This window comes from Pandoraea morbifera, from assembly GCF_902459575.1.
GTDB lineage: Bacteria > Pseudomonadota > Gammaproteobacteria > Burkholderiales > Burkholderiaceae > Pandoraea > Pandoraea morbifera.
Genome location: NZ_CABPSD010000003.1, coordinates 145,430 through 166,131, shown reverse-complemented (window position 1 = coordinate 166,131; position 20,702 = coordinate 145,430). Strand labels below are relative to the sequence as shown.

Here is a 20,702-nt window from a genome sequence, read left to right as displayed (position 1 = left end):
GTGCACCGCGTAATGTCCGACATCATGCGGCCACCATGCGCGCGATGCGGCGCGCGACTACAATGGTTCGCCACGTCTTTCGCGACACGGTGTCGCGCCGGGCGAACTGGCGGCACATCGCCAACGACGACGGGTCTCCGTCCGATCCAGGGATCACGAAAAGGAGTTTGCATGAAGCACAAGCTATGGGTGGCAGCCGCCCTGAGCCTCGGCATGGCCTCGGCGTTCGCCCAGACGGCGGCGGTGGACGTCTCGGACGCCTGGGTGCGCGGTACCGTCCCCGGCCAGAGCGCCACGGGGCTGTTCATGACGTTGCAAGCGCATCGGGCGACCACGCTCGTCGGTGTCAGCACGCCGGCGGCCGCCAATGCGGAGGTGCATGAGATGAAGCTCGAAGGCACGCTCATGAAAATGCGGGCGCTCAAGGGCGGCCTGCCGCTGCCGCCCAATCAGCCTGTGCAACTCAAGCCCGGTAGCTACCACATCATGCTCAACGACCTGAAGGCGCCGCTCAGGAAGGGCGATACCGTACCGGTGACGTTGCGCTTCGAGACGGCCGACCACAAGACGTCCGAACAGCAGGTCCAGGTGACGGTGCGCGACCTGACCGCGGGACCGCCGAACGGCGGCGGCATGGCGGGCATGGCCGGCATGGCCCACGGCGCGCACAGCCAGTAATCGCGCGGCCATGGCCAACAAATCCCTGGGTACCCGGCAAAAGCTGATGTTTCGCGGCATCGCCGGAACCCGATCGGGGGGACGACCCGGCTTGGGCGGCGCTCGGCCGCCGGTGGTGCCGGGGCGGCAACAGCGCTCAGTCGGCGGCGTCGATGGCGCTGCCCGCCAGACCGGCCACACCGGCTTCGCGCAGCGCCGTACGAAGGCAGGCGGGGCATAGGCAGGCGTTGGCGTCCAGCCGCGCGGAAGCCGGCAGGCGAGGCCAGTCCATGCACCAGCAGCGCACCGCCGCGCCGGAGGCTGCTTCGGAAGCCTCGGATGCCGCTGCCCCACAGGCGACCTCGACACCACACTTCGGGCAGCGCGATGGGGGGGCCGCGCTATGCATCCGCACCTTCTCGTGGGGCCGACGAGGGCCCCGATTTCCATACGATGAGACAGGCTCCCGGCCGGGCGCGAAGCCGCCGCGCGCCTCCCGGGGGTGACGAGTTGCGCAACTGCAACAATGCGCGCGCGTCCTTGGCGCGACCGAGCTCGGCCGCACGCGCGGCGCAAATCGGGCAAGAGAAGACGACAGGGGAAATTTCGGCCACTGACGGGCGTCCGTTAACAAGTGAAAGGGGTGATACGCACCCTTCGTGGTGTGCCGCTCACGGGGCGAAAATCGCCGCTTTCGCGGATGCCGCGCGGTACGTGACAAAGGGTAGTCACGCGAGCTCGCCGACGCAAGCGGCAGCCCCTTCCGAATCCCATCGGAGCCCCGCACGGCCGGGCTTCTTGGCTGTACAATGCGCCGTGTTTACCGGTCCACCTGCTCTATTTGCGAAAAGCACCTTCCTGCCATGTCCGCTCAGCAACTGTCTTCCATCGACGACATCGCACCCGCACTCAAGGCCGAGATCCTGGCTGAGGCGATGCCGTACATCCGCAAGTATCACGGCAAGACCGTGGTGATCAAATACGGCGGCAATGCCATGACCGAGGAGCGACTGAAGCGGGGCTTCGCGCGCGACGTCATTCTGCTCAAGCTCGTGGGCATCAACCCGGTGGTGGTGCACGGCGGCGGCCCGCAAATCGATCAGGCGCTCAAGAAGATCGGCAAGCAGGGCACGTTCATCCAGGGCATGCGCGTGACCGATGAAGAGACGATGGAAGTGGTCGAATGGGTGCTCGGCGGCGAAGTCCAGCAGGACATCGTCATGCTGATCAACGAGTACGGCGGCCAGGCGGTCGGCCTCACCGGCAAGGACGGCGGTCTCATCAACGCCCGCAAGATGATGCTGCCCGATCGCGAGAACGCCGGTCAGTTCATCGACATCGGCTTCGTCGGCGAAGTCGACTCGATCAATCCGGCCGTGGTGCGCGCGTTGCAGGACGATGCCTTCATTCCCGTGATTTCGCCGATCGGCGTGGGCGAAGACGGTCAGGCCTACAACATCAACGCCGACCTCGTGGCCGGCAAGTTGGCGACCGTGCTCGGTGCCGAAAAGCTCGTGATGATGACCAACATTCCGGGCGTGATGGACAAGGACGGCAATCTGCTGACCGATCTGTCGGCGCGCGAAATCGACGATCTGTTCGCGGACGGCACGATCTCTGGCGGCATGCTGCCCAAGATCTCGTCGGCGCTCGATGCGGCAAAGAGCGGTGTGAAGTCGGTGCACATCGTCGATGGACGTATCGAACATTCGGTGCTGCTGGAAATTCTGACCGAGCAGCCGTTCGGCACGATGATTCGCTCGCACTGAGCATCATGCGGTGCGGGCCACGCCGATGCCGGCCGGTCCCGCAGCGAGTCGAGAGGCGGACCCCGTGGGGTCCGCTTTGCATTGGTGGCATCCGTTCCGGCAGTGTTACGAGACCCCATGATCCCATTGGCTTTTTTCTCCTGGAGCGGCGGCAAGGATTCCTGCCTGGCCCTGCACCATGCACTCTCGTGCGATACAGGCGGCGAGCCGCACTTCGAAGTGCGACGCCTGCTGGCAATGTTCGACGAGTTGGGCGAGAGCTCGCGTTCGCATGGCCTTCCGCGCGATCTGGTGCAGGCTCAGGCCGACGCCCTGGGCATCGCGCTCGACATCGGACATGCGGGCTGGCGCGATTACGAAGCGACCTTCATCGCGCGGTTGCACGCCATGCGCGCGCAGGGCATCACGCACGGCCTGTTCGGCGACATCGATCTACAGGCGCATCGCGACTGGGAGGAGAAGGTGTGTGCGGCGGCAGACATGACAGCGGTGTTGCCGCTGTGGCAGCGCGAGCGCCTGTCTCTCGCGCACGAGTTCATCGCGCTGGGATACCGCGCGGTCGTCGTTTGCGTGGACGGGCGGCATCTGGGGCCGGAGTTCGTGGGCCGCGAGTACGACGCGTCGCTCCTGGCCGATCTGCCGCCGACGGTGGACGCCTGCGGGGAAAACGGGGAATTCCACACGTTCGCCTATGACGGACCGCGCTTTTCGCAGCCGGTGCCGTGGCGCATCGAACGCGTCGAGACAATTCATGGTCCTAAGGAATATGGCGGCACGCCGTATCATCGCGCGCATATCGTGGCAGTGAGGGATTGAACCGCCGGTGCCGCGCGCCGGCTTCCCGGCGCGACGTCCCTCGTCAATCCGGCGCCGTGAGCCGGCGGAGTTCGTCGAGCAACTTGGCTGCGGGGCTGGGCAGAATGCCCTGCCGGCGGCGAAAGGCCGTGAGCGTGCGTGTGGCGCGCACTGTCTCGATCGGTAGCGTGTCCATCACCTTCGCCTGCGCCTCGACGTCATACATCGGCTCCGGCATCCAGGTCAGGAAGCCGCAGCGCGCGACCATGCTCTTGAGCACCGGCACGGAGCGCGTCTCCACCACGATGTTCGGCAGCCCGAGGCCGTGCGCGGCAAATACCTCCTGCATGTGCGCGTATGGCGCGGTGCCGCGCGGCGGAATCGCCCAGCGCTCGCCGAGCGTGTCCGCCAGCGTGAGGGGCTTGCGCCGGCGCAGCGGATGGTCGCAGCGGGCCACCACGAAACTCTCGTCCTCCCAATGGCAATCGGTAATGGCGACAATGTCCTCGGTGTCCGGGGCGACGGTCGAGAGCGCCAGATCGATTTCGTGACGCATGAGCCCTTGGGCGAGCCGGTCCCACACGCCCTCGATGATTTCCACGCGCAGGTTCGGCCAGCGGTTGAGCACTCGATCGACGGCGAGCGGCAGGACATGGCTCGCGATGGCGCCGACCGCCCCGACCTTGATCGTGCCCCTGGCCAGTCCGCGCAACGCGTCGATCTCTTCCCGCGCATGTTCCGCCTCTCGCTCGAGCAGCATCGCATGCGGCAATAGCGCATGTCCAAACGCCGTGAGTTCCATGCCCTTGCTGTGACGCTCGAACAGCGGCGCGCCCAGGTCGGTCTCAAGTCGCTTGATCGTGCGGCTGAGCGCGGGCTGCGTGAGGTGTAGTTCGGCGGCGGCGCGCCCGAGACTTCCGGTGGCCACGATGGTCGTGAAGGCGCGCAATTGCTGGAGATTGAGGCTCATGAGGGACGCGGGCACCACGAGAAGAGGAGCGGCAGCGCGCATCTGGCGCACGCCAAAGTCATGCAAAAGCGTAATGACTTTGGTACATAAAAGCAATTCCTGTGCATATATAGGCTGCCTATACTCGGCCCATCGCCATGGGAGCCTTCATGAAAGACAGCCGAGAAGTCCGCGCCGGTCAGCCGACCGGTGCGCCGCAGACCCTCACCGTTCGCGAAGTCGTGATCGACCTGATGCGCCGTCACGGCATGACCAAGGTCTTTGCCAATCCCGGCTCGACCGAGTTGCCGCTGTTTCGCGATTTTCCGCCCGACTTCGAATACGTGCTGGGGTTGCAGGAGGCGGTCGTCGTCGGCATGGCCGACGGCTACGCGCAGGCGAGTGGCAATGCTGCGTTCATCAACCTGCATTCGGCGGCGGGCGTCGGCAACGCGATGGGCAACATCTTCACCGCCTACAAAAATCAGACGCCACTGATCGTGACCGCGGGGCAGCAAGCGCGTGCCATTCTGCCGTTCGATCCGTTCCTCGCGTCGGTGCGTGCCACGGAGCTGCCGCAGCCCTATGTCAAGCTCAGCCTGGAACCCGCGCGCGCCGAGGACGTGCCGCTGGCGCTCGCGCGTGCGTACCACGTCGCCATGCAGGAGCCCAGGGGGCCGGTCTTTGTGTCGATTCCGGTGGACGACTGGGATCGGACGGCTCAGCCGCTGCCGCCGCGTCAGGTGAGCACACGTGTCCAGCCGGATCCGTCGGCGCTCGTGCAGTTGGCGTCCGCGCTCGACGCGAGCGAGCGCCCGGCATTCGTTGTCGGTTCGTCGATCGATCGCGCAGGCGCCTTTGACGCGGTCGTCGCGCTGGCCGAGCGTCACAACGCCCGTGTGTTCACCGCGCCGATGTGCGCGCGTTGCGCCTTCCCCGAGGATCATCGTCTCTTCGCGGGCTTCCTGCCGCCGATGCGCGAGAAGATCGTCGGCCTGCTCGGCGGGCACGATCTGATTCTCGTGATCGGGGCGCCGGCATTTACCTACCACGTGGAGGGCGAGGGACCGCACGTTCCCGATGGCGCGTCGTTGTTCCAGCTGATCGAAGACCCGGGCGTGGCCGCCTGGACGCCGGTTGGCGCTTCTGTCGTGGGCAATGTGCGTCTGGGCGTCGAAGCATTGCTCGCGCGCGCCGTGCCGGGAGAGCGCGCGCTGCCTCCGGCGCGCGCCTTGCCGCCGGTGGCGGTGCCCAATGCTCCCGGCCAGCCGATGTCGACGGCCTTCGCGCTGCAAACGCTCGCGAAGGTGCGCGATGCAAGCGACATCGTGGTGGAAGAGGCACCGAGTGCGCGTCCGGTCATGCAGCAGTACCTTCCCTTCACTCGGCCGGGAACGTTCTACACCATGAACAGTGGCGGTCTCGGCTATTCGATGCCTGCCGCGGTCGGTGTGGCGATGGCCAATCCGGCGCGGCGCGTGATTGGCCTCATCGGCGACGGATCGGCCATGTACTCGATTCAGGGCTTGTGGAGCGCGGCACAGGCGAAGCTGCCGATCACGTTCGTGATCCTTAACAATCGCCGCTACGCGGCCTTGCAGGATTTCGCGCCGTCGTTCGGCTTCGGCCCGAAAGACCCGGTGCAGGGCACCGATCTGCCCGATCTCGACTTCGTTCGTCTGGCCGAGGGCATGGGCGTCGGTGCCGAGCGCGTCGAACGGGGCGAGGCGTTGCACGAGGTTCTGGCGAGGGCGCTGGCCAGTGGCGAGACACGCCTGATCGAAATCGTGGTGGCATGATGCACGGTGCCGCGCCGCGCGCCCATGACACGGCGCGCGGCGCGGTGCGAGACGAACAACCGAGCAAGGAGACGAAAGTCGATGCAATCGCAGCAAGACCCCCAAGCCCTCACCCTGCTGATCGCAGGCAAGCGCGTGAGCGCTGCTGACGGTGCCACGTTCGAGCGGCGCAATCCTCTGGACGGCGAAATCGCGTCGCGCGCTCCCGCCGCCACGCCGGACGACGCGCGCGCCGCCGTGCGCGCCGCATGGGCCGCGTTTCCGGCATGGTCGAACACCGGCCCGGGAGAGCGTCGGGCGTTGTTGACGAAGGCTGCCGAGCGACTCGAAGCGAAGGTCGAGCAGTTTCAGGCAGCCATGGCCGCGGAGACGGGGGCCTCCGGACTGTGGGCCGGCTTCAACGTGCATCTGGCCGCGCAGGGGCTGCGTGAAGCGGCCGCGATGACCACGCAGATCGCAGGCGAAATCATCCCGTCGGACGTGCCGGGCAGTCTTGCGATGGGCGTGCGTCAGGCGGCAGGCGTGGTGCTGGGCATCGCGCCATGGAACGCGCCGGTCATTCTTGGGGTGCGCGCTCTCGCGCTGCCGCTCGCGTGCGGTAATACGGTCGTATTCAAGGGCTCGGAGCTGTGTCCGGCCACGCATGGACTCATCGCCGATGCGCTCGACGAAGCCGGGCTGCCGGCCGGTGTCGTGAACTTCATCACCAACGCGCCGAAGGACGCCGGCGCCATCGTCGAAGCGCTGATCGCGGAGCCTGCCGTACGCCGCGTGAACTTCACGGGTTCCACACGCGTGGGACGCATCATCGCCGGGCTGTGCGCCGAGCATCTCAAGCCCGCGGTGCTGGAGCTTGGCGGCAAGGCGCCGTGCCTCGTGCTCGACGACGCCGATCTCGACGATGCGGTGGACGGTGTGACATTCGGCGCCTTTGCCAACTCCGGTCAGATCTGCATGTCCACGGAGCGCATCGTGGTGGCGGAATCCGTTGCCGACACCTTTGTCGCGAAGCTTGCCGCGAGGGCCAGCGCGCTGCCGCTGGGAGACCCGCGCCAGGGGCCGGTCGTGCTCGGCGCCGTGATCGACATGGCGACCGTGCAGCGCTGCAACGCGCTGATCGACGATGCGCTGGCCAAGGGCGCCACGCTGCTGTGCGGGGGCCGTGCCGAGACCACGCTCATGCCGGCGACGCTGCTCGACCACGTCACGCCGGACATGCTGATTTACCGCGAAGAGTCGTTCGGTCCGGTCAAGGGCATCGTGCGCGTGAAAGACGACGACGCGGCGGTCGCCTGTGCCAACGACAACGCTTACGGTCTGTCGTCGGCCGTGTTCAGCCGCGACATTGCGCGCGCGATGGGCGTGGCCAAACGAATCGAATCGGGCATTTGCCACATCAATGGCCCGACGGTGCATGACGAAGCGCAGATGCCGTTCGGCGGCGTGAAGTCGAGTGGCTGGGGACGTTTCGGCGGCAAGGCAGGCGTTCACGAGTTCACCGACCTGCGCTGGATGACGGTGCAGACCACCCCGCGTCATTACCCGTTCTGAGCGTGCCCGGCGCGGCTCGGACGCCATGACGTAACGCAAGACCACCATACCGCCGCAGCCGGGATACCGGAACAGACGGCCGGAGGAGACAATCGTGTCACAACAGTTCGAAACCGCTCCTGTGGGGGCGGGTGCAGCATCGGGTCATGCCGGCAATACCGGCGAGGGGCATCGTAACGACGCGCCGGCCGCGGCGCGGGCGGCGGCACCGGGCTACGGCCGCGTGGTGGCGGCCAGTTGTTTTGGCACCGCCATCGAGTGGTACGACTTCTTCGTCTACGGATTTCTTGCGCCCATCGTGTTCGACCGGCTGTTCTTTCCGCAGCTCGATCCGATGGCGGGCATGATCGCGGTGTTCGCCACCTTCGCCGTGGGCTTCATCGCACGGCCCATCGGCGGCATCGTCTTCGGTCACTATGGCGACCGCATCGGGCGCAAGTCGATCCTGCTGTTCACGCTCATTCTGATGGGGGTGGCCACGACCCTGATCGGCCTGCTGCCGACCTACGACAAGGTCGGCATGTGGGCGCCGGTCATGCTTGTCACGTTGCGTTTCATTCAGGGCTTCGCGCTGGGCGGCGAGTCGGTCGGCGGCCTGCTGATGACCGTCGAGGGCGCTCCCGCGCATCTGCGTGGCCTCTTCGGCGGATTGATTCAGGCGGCGGGGCCGACGTCGATCGTCGGCGCGTCGCTCGCCATCGTGCTCATCACGCGCTTGCCGGAGGACGACCTGCTCGCATGGGGCTGGCGTCTGCCGTTCCTCGTGAGCCTGTTGCTCGTGGCACTCGGCACGTATGTGCGTCTCAAGGTGGAGGAGTCGCCGAGCTTCAAGGCGGCCGAGCAGCATCGCGACATCGCGAAGGTGCCGGTGGCGGAAGTCATCACGCAATACTGGCGCCCCACGCTCGTCACGTTCTTCATCTGCCTGGCCGAGACGAGCTTCTTTTATCTGGTCGCGATCTTCTCGCTTTCCTACGGCACCAAGACGCTCGGCCTGCCGCGCAGCGTCATGGCCGATGGCGTGCTATACGCGAACATCCTCGCCATGCTCACCATTCCGGCGTTCGGCATGCTTTCCGACAAACTCGGGCGTCGTCCGATGTTCCTGATGGGCCTGGCCGCTACCGCGATCTTCATTTATCCGTTTTTCCTGATGATGGGCAGCAAGGAGGCCGCGCTGGTCATGCTCGCCATCGTGATCGGTGCGGGGGTGATTCACCCGATGATGTTCGGCCCCGAGGGCAGCTTCTTCTCCGAACTCTTCGACACGCGCGTGCGCTTCTCGGGCGTTTCCCTGGGCAAGCAGATCGGCACCGTGCTCGGCGGCGGTCTCGCGCCGATGATCGCGGCGAGCCTGCTCGCATGGAGTCACGGTCATATCTGGCCCGTCATCGCCTACTTCCTGGTGCTCGCCGCGATGGCGCTGATCTCGACGCTGCTGGTACGCGAGACGCGGCACAGAGCGCTGTAGCCGACGCGACGGATACGATCCGAGCGGACATCGACCGCGTTGCACCGCAGTCGATGCCCGTAAAAAAGCCCCGCTTCGCGATGCGAGCGGGGCCGTTTCATGGCGAGCTCCGAGGGTTCGGTGTGCCGGTCACCCCGGCACGTCCTGCGGCCGCGTCACAGATCGAGCACCAGCATGGCCGACTTACTGCGCGAGCAGCACGGCAGCATCTGATCGTTGGCGGCGCGCTCATCGTCGGTCAGGTAGACGTCGCGATGATCGGGAATGCCATCGATCACGCGGGTCAGGCAGGTACCGCACACGCCCTGTTCGCACGACATCTGCACTTCCACGCCTTGCGCCGCGAGGGCGGCGACGATGGTTTCGCCCGCCTTCACGTCGATCACCCGACCGCTCGAATGCAGCTTCACCTGGAAAGGCCGGTCGCCCTCGCCATTGGCATCGGCCTGCACCGGGGCGGCGAAGTACTCGCGATGCACATTGCCTTCGGGCCACTGCGCGGCCTCGGCGCGGGCGAGCACGGCTTCGATGAACCCGGCCGGGCCGCACACGTAGAGATGCTTGCCGGCGGAGGGCTGCGCGAGGATCGCGTCCAGATCGGCGCGTGCGCCCTCGCTGTCGAAGTAAAGATGCGTTCTCGAAGCGAGGGCGTCGTGCGCGAAGCGATCGCGAAACGCCGTGCGCGCCGGTTCGCGCGTGCAGTAGTGCACTTCGAACGAAGCGTTGCGCGCCGCGAGCGATTCGGCCATGCACAGGATCGGCGTCACGCCGATGCCGCCGGCGAGCAGAATGCTGTGCTGCGCGTCGTCGGCGAGCGGGAAGTGATTGCGCGGTGCGCTGATTTCCAGCTCGGCGCCGGGCGCGAGCGCATGCATGCCGACGGATCCGCCGCGCGACGCCGGATCGCGCAACACCCCCACGCAGTAGCGATGCGTCTCGCCAGGCGGGTTGCATAGCGAGTACTGACGCACCAGACCATTGGCCACGTGCACGTCGATGTGCGCGCCAGCGGTAAAGGTCGGCAGTGCGCTGCCGTCGATACTCACCAGTTCGAATTCGCAGATGTCGGTGGCGACATCGCGTTTGTTCGCCAGCCGGACTTTCATGCCGCGTTCTCCACGCCACGCCCGGCGCGCTCGGCCTCGATCAGACGGTCGAGCACCTTGCGCGACTGCACGCCACCGGCGTCGATGTTGAGCTTGAGAATCTTCTTCTCCGGATACGCCGAGAGATTGCGTTGCTGGGCTTCGAGCACTTCCTGGTCTTCGGCGAAGATGCCGCCCTGGCCGCGCTTGATCTGCGCGGTCAGTTCGGCGTCCTGCGGCTTGAAGTTGCGGGCCATGCCCCAGAAGTACCAGATCGATTCGTCAGTCTCGGGCGTGATGAAATCGACCACGATGCTGCCTGCCTTCTTGTCGGCCGGGGCGTGGTAGCCGCCGTGTCCCGCATGCGCCACCCCGACTTCGATCATCACGTGGCTCGGCGGCGTGAACCGGCAGATCTGCCAGCGGTCGCATGGCACCTGGTCGTCGAGGCCGTTCGCGCGCAAGGCGCTTGCCCAGAACGGCGGCGCCTTGATGTTCTCCATGTGGCGCGCCGTGATGACCATGTCGCCTTCGACGGTGGTCTTGGGCGGTGCTTCCTCGATCTCTTCCTGGCCAATGCTCGTGGCGTGTACGTAAGTCTCGTGCGTGAGGTCCATCAGGTTGTCGATCATCAGGCGATAGTCGCACTTGATGTGATACAGACCGCCGCCGTACGCCCACTGGTCGCTCACGGCCCATTCCAGATGCGGGATTTCGTCGGCATTGGCGAGTGCCTCGTCGCCCGGCCAGACCCACACGAAGCCATAGCGCTCGACGCAAGGGTACGAGCGCGTCTTCGGGAAGCCGCCCACGCGCTGACCGACCATCTTCGTGCACTTGCCGCCGCCGTCGACCGTCAGGCCGTGATAGCCGCACACGAGATGGCCGTCCTTCACGAAGCCCAGCGACAGCGCGGCGCCACGATGCGGACAGAAATCCTCGAGCGCCGCGACCTTGCCGTTGCCGTCGCGAAAGAACACCATCGCTTCGTTGCAGATCTTGCGGCCCAGCGGCTTCTCGGCGAATTCGTCCGGCGTGCAGGCCACGTACCAGGTGTTTTTCAGGAACATTTTCGTTTGTCTCCTAGGCGTGCCTTCGTCCGGCGCGCTCTCGTTTCGATTGGGGGTGAAGTGCGGGATTTCGGGGCCGGGCGCGTGTCAGAGCACGTGCGCGCCCATGCTGTGCTCCTGTGTGACGATGTGCTCGCGACACATGAATTCGGCGCGATCGGGCTGGCGCGCGGCGATGGCTTCGACGATCGCGTGATGCTGACGGTGCGCGTAAGCGATGATGTCGGCGTACTGGCGCCGGTCCTCATGACCGAAGGCGACCGTGCGCGGCGCGACGAACGGCACCAGGTTGCAGCGCGCAATGAAGCCCTCGAGCAGCGGATTGCGTGCGCCCGTGACGAGCAGATCATGAAAGCGCGCATTGAGCGATGCGTAACCGATCTGTACTTCCGGGGTCATGGTGTGATCGGCAAGCAGGGCGTCGCCCTCGGCAAGCAACTCGCGCAATTGCGCGAGCAGTTCCGCGCTCGCGCCCTTTTCGGCGAGCAGGCGGGCGGCGTAGCCTTCGAGCGCGCCACGCAGATGCAGCGCCTCGACGCTCTCGTCACGCGTATGCGCGCGCACCGCGTATCCGCGCTGCCCGGCGCGCACCACCAGACCTTCTTCCGCGAGCACCGGCAACGCCTGGCGAATCGGCATGCGCGACACGCCGAGCTGCTCCGCGAGCTTGGCCTCGGCCAGACGCTCGCCCGGGGCGAGTTCGCCCTTGAGGATCATCTCGCGCAATTGAACCGTGGTCGGCGTGGGATGCAGCATGCGTCTCCTTTCGTTTTCTGGAATGCCTGCCGGACACACGGGATGCCGCCCGATCCGGCTTTTTTTCATTATGGGATCCCATAATGCCGAATCGCATCAGTACATACCCTTGTTTATGCAAATATGGGATCCCGTATAGACTCGGCGCTACTCAAATGCGGGGGCCGTGATTCGCCGTCCGCGCAATACAAGACACAAGACGGAGACGACAGCGTGGCAAAGATCATTGGCGGGATCGGGACGTCGCACGTGCCGACCATCGGTGTGGCATATGACAAGGGCAAGCAGCAGGACCCCGCGTGGGCGCCGCTGTTCCGGGGTTACGAGCCGGTGGCGAAGTGGCTGGCCGAGAAGCAGGCCGACGTGCTGGTGTTCTTCTACAACGATCACGCCACCACCTTCTTCTTCGACATGTACCCGACGTTCGCGCTTGGCGTGGGCGAGTCGTTCCCGATCGCCGACGAGGGGGCCGGGCTGCGTCCGCTGCCGCCGATTCGTGGCGATGTGGCCTTGCAGGCGCATATTGCCGAGTCGCTCGTGAACGACGAATTCGACATCACCGTGTTCCAGGACAAGCCGATCGATCATGGCTGTGCGTCGCCGCTGCCGCTGCTCTGGCCGCACAAGCCGGACTGGCCGGGCACGGTCGTGCCGATTGCCATCAACGTGTTGCAGTATCCGTTGCCCACGGGCCGTCGCTGCTATCGGCTCGGTCAGGCGGTGCGACGCGCGATCGAGTCGTATCCGGAAGACCTGCGTGTGGTGGTCGTGGGCACGGGCGGGTTGTCCCACCAGATTCACGGCGAGCGCACGGGCTACAACGACGAGGCGTGGGATCGGGAATTCCTGGAACTGCTGGAGCATCAGCCGGAGAAGCTGACCGAACTCAAGCACGTCGACTACGTGGCGCGTGGCGGCGCGGAGAGCGTGGAGCAGATCATGTGGCTGTCGATGCGTGGCGCGATGGGGCCGCGCATCAAGCGCCTTCATCTGAACTACTACCTGGCGACGACCACCGCCATGACCGTGGCGCTTTACGAAGAGGAGGCCGTATGAATCCCCAACTCGAAGGGATCGAGGCGATCACCGGCACGTATGCGTTCGATCTGCGCGTGAGCAACCGCACGCTCAAGCTCAATCGGTTCTTCTGGCACATGATCCGAGCCGAGAATCGCGACACGTACCTCAGCGACCCGGTCGCCGCGATGACGGCCGCCGGGCTCACACCCGAGGAACAGACGATGGTGCAGGCGCAGGACTGGCTGGGGCTGGTGCGTCATGGCGTGAACTTCTTCGTGCTCGAGAAGTTCGCGCGCGTGGTGCGCAAGACCAACCTCGAAGTGTATGCCCTCATGCGCGGCGAGACCCTCGACGAGTTCATGGCCACGCGTCGCGTGCCGACCATGCGCTGAGCCGACATTTCCCCGCATTACAAGGCACTGCGCATGTCCGTCGACACCGTCATCCGTCTGTCCAATGTGCCGGCCGGCTCGCCGCTGGCCTGTCACGAGCGCGGCACCTGGAGCCGTGCGCCGCAGAGCAGCGAGGCGACACTGCTGTGTCGCAAGCTGCGCGGCCTGCGGGCGATGGTGGCCGTGCTCGAGTGCGATTCGGTCGCCCGCGCCGCGCGCATGCTGCATCTCTCGCAATCGGCCGTCGCGCGCTCGATCTCCGACATCGAGGCGGAACTGGGCTTTCCGCTATTCCACCGCAGTGGCCGTGGTCTGATTCCGAATGCGGCCGGCCAGCGCCTCGGGGTTCGGGCCACCCGCGCGCTCGCCGAGTTGGCCAACGGCTACCGCGAAGCCTTCGCGGCCACGGCCTCCCAGGCCGACGGCGGGGCTCGCGCGGCGAGCCGCTTCGCGGCGGTCGTCGCGCCGCAGCAGCTCACCAGCTTCATCGCGGTGGCCGAACTCGGCAGCGGGCCGCTCGCGGCCAACCGTCTGCAATGCTCGCAGCCGACGATCCAGCGCAATCTCGATCAGCTCGAGGATCTCATCGGTATCAAGCTCTTTCGGCGCACGCCGCGCGGCACACGTCTGACCGACGAGGCGCAGGCCCTGCTCGGGCCCGTCAAGCGCGCGCTGGCCGAACTCGCGATTGCGGAAGACGAACTCGCGCCCTTCGGCGGTCGTCAGCAGGGGACCGTGATCGTGGCCGCGCTACCGCTCTCGAGCGGCTTCCTGCTGCCCAAGGCGATCGATAGCCTGCTTCACAAGTCGCCCTATCTGAGCGTGACGGTCGTCGACGGCACGTACGAAGCGCTCGTTCGGCAACTGCGCCAGGCGGACGTCGACATGATCGTCGGCGCATTGCGCGCCAACGACGTGCCGCCGGACATCCGTCAGGAGGCGCTGTTCGAGGACCACTTGTCGGTCGTCGCCCGCGCCGGTCACCCGTGCCTGGCCACCGGCCGCACGCCGACGCTGGCCGAACTGGCCGAGTATGGCTGGGTGAGTCCGCTGCCGTGTACCCCCGCGCGCGGTGTGTTCGAGCGTGTGTTCCACGCGGCGGACCTGCCGTTGCCGAAGACGCAGGTTCATGCGAGCAGTTCGCCGGTGGTTCGCGGACTGCTTTCGGCGAGCGATCGACTGGCCCTGATCTCTCCGGTGCAAATCACATCCGAGCTGCGTACGGGGGAGCTCTCGGTGGTGCCGGTGTCGTTGCAACACGCGAGCCGCGCCATCGGCGTGGCGACACGGCGCGACGGGTTGCTCTCGCCAGCCGCCGAACAACTGCTCGACGAACTGCGCGCGCTTGCGCCGACGATGCAGCATCCGACCTGATTCGACGGCGTCGTGATGCCACGGCGGCCGCACGTTCGCGCGTCGCTCGTCGCGGCGTGCGCGAGCGCGGCGAAAATCGCCGGATTCGCCATGAGTTGCATGTGTCCCGGTGTGGGCAAACATGCGATTTTCTCCTCTCGCCCCGCAGCCCGACGACGGCTCGCCCCGCCTTGCACGACGGGCGTTCCACCCTCGGAACGCACTGCGTCCCACAGCGCGAAATTCAATCCGAAAAAAACGTCACATTACGTAGGGGAAAGCTCGGGGATATACGAAAAACGCAACGCTCGACGCGGGAGTTTCATTCGACGCCGCCATTTCGGCTGCCTAATCTGTTCCGGATACCTTGAATGGGCGTGCCAACCCCCGGCGCGCCACATCAGAAAAAACGGAGCGGCGCCCGACGCCGACGAGGAGACGACACCATGATGAAGCGCCATCTTTGGCTCGCTGTGGCAATGGCGAGTGTTTGCCAACTTACCGCTGTTTCGGCCCGCGCCGAGGAAATCAAAGTCGGCATGCTGGGCCTGTTCTCGGGCTCCGCGTCGTGGTGGGGCACGGAATATCGCCGCGGCGTGAATCTGTGGCTCGAACAGAACAAGAACAAGGTCGGCAACGATACGATCGTGATCCTCGAGCGCGACGAAGGCGGCGTGAATCCGCAGCGTACGCGTCAGCTCGCGCAGGAACTCGTGGTGCGCGATCAGGTGCAATACCTGTTCGGCGGCTCGTTCACGCCGAACGTGCTGGCCATGGCCGACGTGGTCAACCAGACCAAGACGCCGCTGGTCATCGGCAACTCCGGCACGTCGAGCGTGACCCTGAAGTCGCCGTATTTCGTGCGCACTGGCTTCACGCAGTGGACGGTGAGCGTGCCGCTCGTCGAGTACGCCGCGAGCAAGGGCGTGAAGAACGCCGCCATCGTGGTCGCCGACTTCGCCACGGGCTACGACGCCATCGACGCCTACAGCGAGACGTTCAAGAAGGCCGGCGGCAAGATCGCCACCGAAGTGAAGGTGCCGCTGGGGACGACCGATTTCTCGAGCTACCTGCAGCGCGTGAAGGACGCCAAGCCGGACGCCGTTTTCCTGTTCATGCCGGTGGGTCCGATGTCGGCCGGTTTCGTGAAGGCCTTCAAGGAGCGCGAGCTCGACAAGGCGGGTATCCAGTTGTTCGCCACGACCGAGACGATGGAGTCCGATCTGCCCGCCATCGGCGACAGCGCGCTCGGGACCATCACCGCGCTGCACTACTCGCCGTTCCTGACGACGCCGGAAAACACCGCGTTCGTGAAGGCCTACAAGGCCAAGTATGGCCCGGGTGCGCTGCCCTCCATCGCGTCCGTGTCGGCCTATGACTCGATGACGCTCATCGCGCAGATGATCAAGGCGACCAAGGGCAAGAAGGACGCCGACAAGGCGATCGCCGCGGTGAAGGGCTACGCCTGGACCAGCCCGCGCGGCCCGGTGTCGATCGATCCGAAGACCCGTGAAATCGTGCAGAACGTGTACATCCGCCGCGTGGAGAACATCGACGGCAAGCTCGGCAACAAGCCGATCGAGACCTTCAAGTCGGTGGTCGAGCCGTGGCATTTGAGCCACCCCCAGGTAGCTGCCAAGTAGGTCAGGCGACGTCGTTCAGTTCGTTCGGTTCCGGTAATTCCTCATGACGCAATCGCTTGCCACTTTCCTGTCGTTGTCGATCGACGGTGTGGCCTACGGGATGCTGCTGTTTCTCATCTCCGTGGGCCTCACGGTCACGCTCGGCGTGATGCGCGTGGTCAACCTCGCACACTCCGCTTTCGCGATGATCGGCGGTTATTTCACCCTGTGGGCCATGCAGCGCGCCGGGCTCGACTTCTTCGCCGCCCTGCTCGTGGGCGTGGCCGGCACGATGGTGCTCGGCGCGGTGCTCGAGCGCACACTGTATCGCTGGGTCTACACGGCCAATGGCCTGGGGCAGTTGCTCATGACGATCGGGCTGGCGTTCATCATCTGCGCGATCGCGAAACACCTCGCCGGCACCGAGTTGCAATCGATTCCGGTGCCGCAGGACCTGCGCGGCACGTGGGACTTCGGTGCGTTCTCGGTCTCGGTGTATCGCATCTTCGCGCTGGTGTGCAGCGCCGTGGTGGCACTGGGCATCTGGTGGGGGCTCGAGCGTACGTCGTTCGGCGCGAAGCTGCGTGCCGCCGTCGACAATCCGCGCATGGCGCGTTGCGTCGGCATCGACGTGCCGGTCGTGTTCTCGATCACGTTCGCCATCGGTTGCGGCCTGTCGGGTCTTGGCGGTGCCCTCTCCAGCCAGATCCTGCCGCTCGAGCCGTACTACGGCCTGAAGTACCTGGTGCTGGTGCTGATCGTGGTGGCCGCGGGTGGCTTGGGCAGCCTGCGCGGTTCGCTCTACGCGGGTCTGCTGCTTGGCCTGATCGACACGCTCGGCCGCTACTACGTGCCGGCGCTCGGCGCCTTCATGATCTATCTGGCCGTGCTGGCCATCTTGCTGATCCGCCCGCAAGGGTTGATCGGCCGCGCCTGAGCGGAGGGTAACGATGTCTCGGATGATGCCTTCGCAAATGCCTGCCGGCGCCGCGCAGATCTCGCCCGCGTTGCGCCGCAAGCGGCTCGGCGCGCTCGATGCCGTCCTGCTGCTCGCCGCGATTGCCACCTATTTCTTCGCCGATCTGTATCTCGCGCTCGCCACGAGCGTGCTGATCATGATCATCTTCGCGCTCTCGCTCGATCTCGTGCAGGGCTACTGCGGCATCGAGACGCTGGGACATGCCGCGTTCTTCGGCAGTGGCGCCTACGCGGCGGGGCTGTTCGCGCTGCACGTCTCGCCCGACCCGTTGCTCGGACTCGTCGCCGGCGCGGCGGTCGCCGCGCTGGTGGGGCTCGTCACGGGCGTGGTCGTGCTGCGCGTGAGCGGCCTCACGCAGATCATGCTCACACTCGCCTGCGCCACGCTCCTGTATGAAGCGGGCAACGTCGCCAAGTCGATCACAATGGGCGACGACGGCCTGACCGGTTACACCATCGCGCCCTTGCTCGGCCGCTTCGAGTTCGACATCTACGGTCACACCGCGTATCTGTACGCGCTGGCGGTCTTGCTGGTGGTCTACCTGTTCACGCAGTTCCTGGTGAACTCGCCGTTCGGTCTGACGGTGCAGGGTATTCGCGAGAACGCCATGCGCATGTCGCTGCTCGGCGTGCGCGTGGGACTGCGCCGCCTGATGCTCTACACGCTGGCCGCCGCGCTGGCGGGCGTGGCCGGCGCGCTGTCCGCGCAGGTCAACAACATCGTGGCGCTCGACACGCTGTCGTTCACGCTCTCGGCCAATGTGCTCGTGATGCTCGCACTCGGCGGCACCGGACGCCTGTATGGTGCCGTGCTCGGCGCGGTCGTGTTCATGGTGCTGTCCGACCGCATCGCGGCCATCGATCCCACGAACTGGCTGGCCGCGCTCGGCGTGCTGTTGATCGTCGTCGTGCGCTTTGCCCCCGACGGTCTCATCGGTCTGGTAGACCGCCTGACGGCGCGCTTGCGCCGCCGCACGACGGTCACGTCCGACGCCGCTCACGCAAGTGGCACCCAGGGCGCATCCGCGACGTCGAAGGAAGGGGAGGTGACGCCGTGAGCGCCGCACTCGAAATTCAGGGACTGTCCAAGCGCTTCGGTCAGCTGGACGTGACCCGCAACGTCAACCTGTCGCTCCCGGTCGGCGCGCGACACGCGCTCATCGGCCCGAACGGCGCCGGCAAAAGCACCTTGATGAACCTGCTCACCGGGGTGCTCAGGCCGAATGCCGGCGTGGTGCGCGTGGGCGGCACGGACGTCACGTCGATGCCGTCGCACAAGCGCGTGAAACTGGGTCTGGCCCGCACGTTCCAGCTCAATACGCTGTTCGACTCGCTCACCGTGGCCGAGAACGTAGCGCTGGCGCTCTCCTCGCGCCGTGGGCTTGACGGGCGCATCGGCAAGCCGCTCGCCAGCCGTGCGGCCGTCGTCGAGGAAGCGGCCGAGCGCCTGCGCGATCTCGGCATGCTCGATCTGGCCGGCAAGCGCATCAGCGAACTGGCTTACGGGCAGCGTCGCCAGGTCGAGATCGCGCTGGGTCTCGCCCTGGATCCGAAGGTGTTGCTGCTCGACGAACCGGTGGCCGGCGTGCCGTCGGGGCAGGGCCGCAAATTGTTCGAACTGCTCGAGCGCCTGCCGTCGGATGTGGCGGTGATGGTCATCGAGCACGACATGGATCTGGTCTTCCGCTTCGCGCGACGCATCACGGTGCTCGTCGAAGGCGCGGTACTGATGGAAGGCGAAAAGGACGAAGTGCGCAGCGATCCGCGCGTGCGCGATATCTATCTGGGGCGCCGCCATCATGACTGACATGCTGCTCGAAGCCGGCGGGCTGAGCGCCGGTTACGGCGAGACCATCGTGCTCGAAGACCTGAGCCTGCGCGTGGCGGCCGGCGAGGCCGTGGCCATTCTCGGGCGCAACGGGGTCGGCAAGAGCACGCTGCTCCTCAGCCTGCTCGGACTGACGACGCGCCACGGCGGCGTGGTGCGCTATCGCGGCGACGACATCTCGTCGTGGCCCGCATACAAGCGCGCCCGGGCCGGGCTCGCGCTGGTGCCCCAGGAGCGCGAAATCTTCAAGTCGCTCTCGGTCGAGGAGAACCTGCAGGTATCGGCCATGGGCGGCGACACGCGCGCGAAGACCGACTGGTCGCTCGAGCGTGTGTACGACCTGTTCCCGCGCCTTCACGAGCGTCGCCGCAATCTGGGCAACCAGCTTTCGGGCGGCGAGCAACAGATGCTCGCGATCGGCCGAGCGTTGATCGGCAACCCGCGCGTGATCCTGTTCGACGAACCGTTCGAAGGCCTCGCGCCGGTGATCGTCGATCAGTTGGTCGACGCGTTCTGGAAGCTGCGCGCCGACGGCGGCATGGGCGTGGTGCTCGTTGAGCAGCACGCGGAGCTCGGGCTGGAACTGACCGATCGGGCGCTGGTGCTCGACCGCGGCCGCGAAGTCTGGTCCGGGCGCAGCAGCGAGCTCGCCGCCTCGCCGGAATTGCTCGGCGCGCTGGTGGGACTGGAGAGCGTCTGACCGCGCGATGCGCCGTGCGGCATGCGTCGGCGCTGCGGAAAGTCTGATATTCGGCAATGTGGCAATGCGGTGATATGGCGATGCCGCGGTAAGCAAAGGGACAAAGGCGTCAAGCACATGAGCACATCACAGAACACCCAAACCCAGGGGTTGGCGGGCCTGGTGGTCAGCGCCCACTCGGCGGACTTCGTCTGGCGCGCGGCCGGCACGATCGCCACGCACGTTGCGCAGGGCTATCGCATGAAGATCGTCTGCCTGTCGTTTGGCGAGCGTGGCGAATCGGCCAAGCTCTGGCGCAAAGGCGCCGGGATGACCGAAGCGAAGGTCAAGGCGGCGCGTCGCGAAGAGGCGCAGCGCGCGGCCGACATTCTCGGCGCGGAGATCGAGTTCCTCGATATCGGCGACTATCCGATGCGCGTGTCCGACGAAACGCTGTTCCGGCTCGTCGACATTTTTCGCGAACTGCAACCGTCGTTCGTGCTGAGTCACTCCGAGAAGGACCCGTACAACTTCGATCACCCGCTGGCGATGCGCGTCACGCAGGAGGCGCGCGTGATCGCGCAGGCCGAAGGGCACAACCCGGGACAGAAGATCATCGGTGCGCCGGCCGTGCTCGCATTCGAGCCGCACCAGACCGAACAGTGCGAGTGGATTCCGAACACGTTCGTGGACATCACGCCGGTGTGGGACAAGAAGCGCGCGGCCATCGAATGCATGGCCGGTCAGGAGCATCTGTGGGACTACTACACGCGCGTGGCATTGCAGCGCGGCGTGCAGGCCAAACGCAACATCGGCATTACGGCCGCGCGAGACATCAAGTATGCCGAAGGGCTCATGCGCCTGACGCCGGTCGTGACCGAGCAACTCTCCTAATTCATGAAGCCACTTTCACCGTCCATGGGGCAAC

Annotated in this window: 20 protein-coding genes; 15 read left to right on the top strand and 5 right to left on the bottom strand. The window is 66.0% G+C overall.

The features are described from left to right. Nucleotides 1-171: 171 nt before the first annotated feature. The gene (locus PMO31116_RS06890; RefSeq protein WP_150566074.1) at nucleotides 172-678 is read left to right on the top strand and encodes a copper chaperone PCu(A)C; all 507 of its coding nucleotides are present in this window, start codon (nucleotides 172-174) and stop codon (nucleotides 676-678) included. 136 nt (nucleotides 679-814) lie between these two features. On the opposite strand, the gene PMO31116_RS24405 is transcribed toward PMO31116_RS06890, so the two are convergent. Beyond that, on the bottom strand, nucleotides 815-949 hold the full coding sequence (locus PMO31116_RS24405; RefSeq protein ID WP_281350114.1) for a hypothetical protein: 135 nt from the start codon (nucleotides 947-949) through the stop codon (nucleotides 815-817). Nucleotides 950-1,520: 571 nt separating this feature from the next. Between PMO31116_RS24405 and argB the strand changes: the two genes are divergently transcribed. Both argB and PMO31116_RS06880 read left to right on the top strand, forming a co-directional pair. Further along, a complete protein-coding gene (gene argB, locus PMO31116_RS06885; protein ID WP_150566073.1) occupies nucleotides 1,521-2,426 on the top strand; it encodes an acetylglutamate kinase in 906 nt (301 codons plus the stop codon). 117 nt (nucleotides 2,427-2,543) lie between these two features. After that, a complete protein-coding gene (locus tag PMO31116_RS06880) occupies nucleotides 2,544-3,242 on the top strand; it encodes an adenine nucleotide alpha hydrolase (RefSeq protein ID WP_150566072.1) in 699 nt (232 codons plus the stop codon). 43 nt (nucleotides 3,243-3,285) lie between these two features. Here PMO31116_RS06880 and PMO31116_RS06875 read toward each other — a convergent pair whose 3' ends face one another. Next, nucleotides 3,286-4,191, bottom strand: coding sequence for a LysR family transcriptional regulator (locus PMO31116_RS06875; RefSeq protein WP_150566071.1), 906 nt, complete (start codon nucleotides 4,189-4,191; stop codon nucleotides 3,286-3,288). A gap of 149 nt (nucleotides 4,192-4,340) precedes the next feature. Here PMO31116_RS06875 and mdlC point away from each other — a divergent pair, with 149 nt between their 5' ends. The 3 genes from mdlC (at nucleotide 4,341) to PMO31116_RS06860 (ending at nucleotide 8,991) form a co-directional block, all read left to right on the top strand. Next, nucleotides 4,341-5,969 carry a benzoylformate decarboxylase gene (gene mdlC, locus PMO31116_RS06870; protein ID WP_150566070.1) on the top strand — a complete coding sequence of 543 codons (1,629 nt, stop codon included), beginning with the start codon at nucleotides 4,341-4,343 and terminating at the stop codon, nucleotides 5,967-5,969. Between the two features lie 81 nt (nucleotides 5,970-6,050). Beyond that, the gene (locus tag PMO31116_RS06865) at nucleotides 6,051-7,520 is read left to right on the top strand and encodes an aldehyde dehydrogenase (RefSeq protein WP_150566069.1); all 1,470 of its coding nucleotides are present in this window, start codon (nucleotides 6,051-6,053) and stop codon (nucleotides 7,518-7,520) included. Between the two features lie 94 nt (nucleotides 7,521-7,614). Continuing rightward, nucleotides 7,615-8,991 carry an MFS transporter gene (locus tag PMO31116_RS06860; protein ID WP_150566068.1) on the top strand — a complete coding sequence of 459 codons (1,377 nt, stop codon included), beginning with the start codon at nucleotides 7,615-7,617 and terminating at the stop codon, nucleotides 8,989-8,991. A gap of 155 nt (nucleotides 8,992-9,146) precedes the next feature. Here PMO31116_RS06860 and PMO31116_RS06855 read toward each other — a convergent pair whose 3' ends face one another. The 3 genes from PMO31116_RS06855 to PMO31116_RS06845 all read right to left on the bottom strand — a co-directional run bounded on the left by PMO31116_RS06855 (nucleotide 9,147) and on the right by PMO31116_RS06845 (nucleotide 11,902). After that, nucleotides 9,147-10,097, bottom strand: coding sequence for a PDR/VanB family oxidoreductase (locus PMO31116_RS06855; protein ID WP_150566067.1), 951 nt, complete (start codon nucleotides 10,095-10,097; stop codon nucleotides 9,147-9,149). Continuing rightward, nucleotides 10,094-11,146, bottom strand: coding sequence for an aromatic ring-hydroxylating dioxygenase subunit alpha (locus PMO31116_RS06850; protein WP_150566066.1), 1,053 nt, complete (start codon nucleotides 11,144-11,146; stop codon nucleotides 10,094-10,096). Before PMO31116_RS06850 ends, PMO31116_RS06855 begins: the two co-directional genes overlap by 4 nt. An 87-nt stretch (nucleotides 11,147-11,233) precedes the next feature. Then, entirely contained in the window at nucleotides 11,234-11,902 is a 669-nt protein-coding gene (locus PMO31116_RS06845) for a GntR family transcriptional regulator (protein ID WP_063598793.1), read from the bottom strand. 213 nt (nucleotides 11,903-12,115) lie between these two features. On the opposite strand from PMO31116_RS06845, the gene PMO31116_RS06840 reads away from it, so the two are divergent. The 9 genes from PMO31116_RS06840 to PMO31116_RS06800 all read left to right on the top strand — a co-directional run bounded on the left by PMO31116_RS06840 (nucleotide 12,116) and on the right by PMO31116_RS06800 (nucleotide 20,668). Next, nucleotides 12,116-12,958, top strand: coding sequence for a gallate dioxygenase (locus PMO31116_RS06840; RefSeq protein ID WP_150566065.1), 843 nt, complete (start codon nucleotides 12,116-12,118; stop codon nucleotides 12,956-12,958). Further along, nucleotides 12,955-13,314, top strand: a complete 360-nt coding sequence (locus PMO31116_RS06835; RefSeq protein ID WP_150566064.1) for a protocatechuate 3,4-dioxygenase — start codon at nucleotides 12,955-12,957, stop codon at nucleotides 13,312-13,314. Before PMO31116_RS06840 ends, PMO31116_RS06835 begins: the two co-directional genes overlap by 4 nt. A 33-nt stretch (nucleotides 13,315-13,347) precedes the next feature. Next, the gene (locus PMO31116_RS06830; protein ID WP_150566063.1) at nucleotides 13,348-14,688 is read left to right on the top strand and encodes a LysR family transcriptional regulator; all 1,341 of its coding nucleotides are present in this window, start codon (nucleotides 13,348-13,350) and stop codon (nucleotides 14,686-14,688) included. 425 nt (nucleotides 14,689-15,113) lie between these two features. Beyond that, nucleotides 15,114-16,310 carry an ABC transporter substrate-binding protein gene (locus PMO31116_RS06825; RefSeq protein WP_150566062.1) on the top strand — a complete coding sequence of 399 codons (1,197 nt, stop codon included), beginning with the start codon at nucleotides 15,114-15,116 and terminating at the stop codon, nucleotides 16,308-16,310. Between the two features lie 43 nt (nucleotides 16,311-16,353). Then, on the top strand, nucleotides 16,354-17,226 hold the full coding sequence (locus PMO31116_RS06820) for a branched-chain amino acid ABC transporter permease (RefSeq protein WP_150566061.1): 873 nt from the start codon (nucleotides 16,354-16,356) through the stop codon (nucleotides 17,224-17,226). 22 nt (nucleotides 17,227-17,248) lie between these two features. Continuing rightward, nucleotides 17,249-18,325 carry a branched-chain amino acid ABC transporter permease gene (locus tag PMO31116_RS06815; RefSeq protein ID WP_246185178.1) on the top strand — a complete coding sequence of 359 codons (1,077 nt, stop codon included), beginning with the start codon at nucleotides 17,249-17,251 and terminating at the stop codon, nucleotides 18,323-18,325. Then, nucleotides 18,322-19,074, top strand: coding sequence for an ABC transporter ATP-binding protein (locus tag PMO31116_RS06810; protein WP_150566060.1), 753 nt, complete (start codon nucleotides 18,322-18,324; stop codon nucleotides 19,072-19,074). Before PMO31116_RS06815 ends, PMO31116_RS06810 begins: the two co-directional genes overlap by 4 nt. Beyond that, the gene (locus tag PMO31116_RS06805; protein ID WP_150566059.1) at nucleotides 19,067-19,795 is read left to right on the top strand and encodes an ABC transporter ATP-binding protein; all 729 of its coding nucleotides are present in this window, start codon (nucleotides 19,067-19,069) and stop codon (nucleotides 19,793-19,795) included. Before PMO31116_RS06810 ends, PMO31116_RS06805 begins: the two co-directional genes overlap by 8 nt. Before the next feature lie 117 nt (nucleotides 19,796-19,912). Next, entirely contained in the window at nucleotides 19,913-20,668 is a 756-nt protein-coding gene (locus tag PMO31116_RS06800; RefSeq protein WP_150566058.1) for a PIG-L deacetylase family protein, read from the top strand. Nucleotides 20,669-20,702 lie beyond the last annotated feature (34 nt).

Bases quoted from the DNA above. Each gene is read 5' to 3' on its own strand.
- PMO31116_RS06890 (WP_150566074.1), top strand. From the start codon at position 172: ATGAAGCACAAGCTATGGGTGGCAGCCGCCCTGAGCCTCGGCATGGCC.
- PMO31116_RS24405 (WP_281350114.1), bottom strand. From the start codon at position 949: ATGGACTGGCCTCGCCTGCCGGCTTCCGCGCGGCTGGACGCCAACGCC.
- argB (WP_150566073.1), top strand. From the start codon at position 1,521: ATGTCCGCTCAGCAACTGTCTTCCATCGACGACATCGCACCCGCACTC.
- PMO31116_RS06880 (WP_150566072.1), top strand. From the start codon at position 2,544: ATGATCCCATTGGCTTTTTTCTCCTGGAGCGGCGGCAAGGATTCCTGC.
- PMO31116_RS06875 (WP_150566071.1), bottom strand. From the start codon at position 4,191: ATGAGCCTCAATCTCCAGCAATTGCGCGCCTTCACGACCATCGTGGCC.
- mdlC (WP_150566070.1), top strand. From the start codon at position 4,341: ATGAAAGACAGCCGAGAAGTCCGCGCCGGTCAGCCGACCGGTGCGCCG.
- PMO31116_RS06865 (WP_150566069.1), top strand. From the start codon at position 6,051: ATGCAATCGCAGCAAGACCCCCAAGCCCTCACCCTGCTGATCGCAGGC.
- PMO31116_RS06855 (WP_150566067.1), bottom strand. From the start codon at position 10,097: ATGAAAGTCCGGCTGGCGAACAAACGCGATGTCGCCACCGACATCTGC.
- PMO31116_RS06850 (WP_150566066.1), bottom strand. From the start codon at position 11,146: ATGTTCCTGAAAAACACCTGGTACGTGGCCTGCACGCCGGACGAATTC.
- PMO31116_RS06845 (WP_063598793.1), bottom strand. From the start codon at position 11,902: ATGCTGCATCCCACGCCGACCACGGTTCAATTGCGCGAGATGATCCTC.
- PMO31116_RS06835 (WP_150566064.1), top strand. From the start codon at position 12,955: ATGAATCCCCAACTCGAAGGGATCGAGGCGATCACCGGCACGTATGCG.
- PMO31116_RS06830 (WP_150566063.1), top strand. From the start codon at position 13,348: ATGTCCGTCGACACCGTCATCCGTCTGTCCAATGTGCCGGCCGGCTCG.
- PMO31116_RS06825 (WP_150566062.1), top strand. From the start codon at position 15,114: ATGATGAAGCGCCATCTTTGGCTCGCTGTGGCAATGGCGAGTGTTTGC.
- PMO31116_RS06820 (WP_150566061.1), top strand. From the start codon at position 16,354: ATGACGCAATCGCTTGCCACTTTCCTGTCGTTGTCGATCGACGGTGTG.
- PMO31116_RS06815 (WP_246185178.1), top strand. From the start codon at position 17,249: ATGATGCCTTCGCAAATGCCTGCCGGCGCCGCGCAGATCTCGCCCGCG.
- PMO31116_RS06805 (WP_150566059.1), top strand. From the start codon at position 19,067: ATGACTGACATGCTGCTCGAAGCCGGCGGGCTGAGCGCCGGTTACGGC.
- PMO31116_RS06800 (WP_150566058.1), top strand. From the start codon at position 19,913: ATGAGCACATCACAGAACACCCAAACCCAGGGGTTGGCGGGCCTGGTG.